A 1430-nucleotide genomic window follows, 5' to 3' on the forward strand; every position below is an offset into this window, starting at 1 on the left:
GGTTGTAACCGGTGTTACCGATGTTTCGGGGGGTGGGGGGCAGTAGCGGTTCCAGGCATCGGTGAGGTCGTCGCGGTGGTAGCCCTTGACAACCTGGCCGCCGATGCGCAGCGGGCGCGGCGCGATGGGCTTCCCCGCGGCGGTCACGTACTCGCGCAGCATCTTCGACAGGGCCCGCGGGGTGAGAGCCCGGCCGTCGAGGTCGCCCCAGGGGGCCTCCTCCATCGCGTTGAGCAGATGAAGGATCTCGACGCTGGAGACCGCCGTCTCCCCGGGGAAGATGACGTCCCGCAGATCGGTGAGCAGCCGCACGCCCAGGGAGGCCCGGTCGTCGTCCGCCACGGCGTTGACCAGCTCGACGCACGCGGCACGGGCGCGTTCGGGCCAGGCGCCCCCGGCCGCGTCCGCGACGGCGAGCAGCGGCTCCCACACATCGGCGGGGCGGTCGGTGATGCCCTCCGGCATCTCGGGGAACACCCCGTCGACCCGCTCACGGACCTGATCGGCCCAGAGCGCGAGCCGATCGCGCAGCGCGTGACCCTGCGGTTCGTGGATGCGATGCCGGTAGGGCTCCACACGTTCGTTGCGGGCCCGGCGCCGCATCCGGATGACGATGGAACGGGCCATGATGGTGTCCGGCAGGCCCCCGAGCCCGGCCAGCGCCACCGCGGAGTACGCCGGGAAGGCCACCACGGTTTGGGTGTTGCCGTCGCCCACGCACCGGTAGGAGACCCCGGAACGTCGGTGCCCGGCGTTGAGCAGTCCCCGCAGATCCTCGTTGTCCTTGGCCGTCTTCGGCCCGAAGACGGTGTCGATCTCGTCGAAGAGGACGACCGGCCGCCCGTCGGTGTCGGCCACGGCCCGGAATAGCGCGGCGGGAGAGGCGTTCACCGCGTGCATGGGACGGCGAACCAGCGTGCTGCACACCTCCAGGGCCCGGGTCTTCCCCGACCCCGGTTCGGGGGAGAGGAACGCCAGTCGGGGGGTGGAGTCGAAGCAGTCGAGCAGGTGGGTGTGGGCGTCCCACAGGGCCACGGCGACGTAGGCGGCCTCGGTGGGGAAGGCGTTGAAGCGGCGGTGGAAGGCTTCCACCTGGTCCAGCAGGGCCGCGCCGTCGATCGGCTCGGTGCTCATGCCGCCGACCTCCTCTCGTTCGTCGTGGTGGTGTCGGTGGTGGTGCGCAGAGGGCAGGCGTCCCGGTGCCGGTGGTGGGTGTCGATCAGGGCGAGCACCCGGGTGCGGCCGACGGCGCGGGCCCGGTGCCCGCACTCGCACCAGCTGCTCGCGGTCGGGGTGGTGCCGCGTCCGGGGGCGACGATGTGCAGCCACGCCACCGGATACCGGCCGGTGGGCGGGTGCGGGTTCGAGCCTTCTTCGGGCGCCCTTCGGGCGATGCCCTGTCGGCCGCCCACGGTTGGTGGGGGCGGGGC

2 protein-coding genes are annotated in these 1430 nt (G+C 72.5%); both read right to left on the reverse strand.

The features are described 5' to 3' along the window. The coding region (locus FNQ90_RS23100; protein ID WP_182608122.1) for a DUF3631 domain-containing protein at nt 1–1134 on the reverse strand (1134 nt) is incomplete at its 3' end. Beyond that, a partial coding sequence (locus FNQ90_RS23105) for a hypothetical protein (protein WP_228471533.1) occupies nt 1131–1430 on the reverse strand: 300 nt, incomplete at its 5' end. The genes FNQ90_RS23100 and FNQ90_RS23105, both read right to left, overlap by 4 nt.

It is taken from the genome of Streptomyces alkaliphilus (assembly GCF_014141535.1).
GTDB lineage: Bacteria > Actinomycetota > Actinomycetes > Streptomycetales > Streptomycetaceae > Streptomyces > Streptomyces alkaliphilus.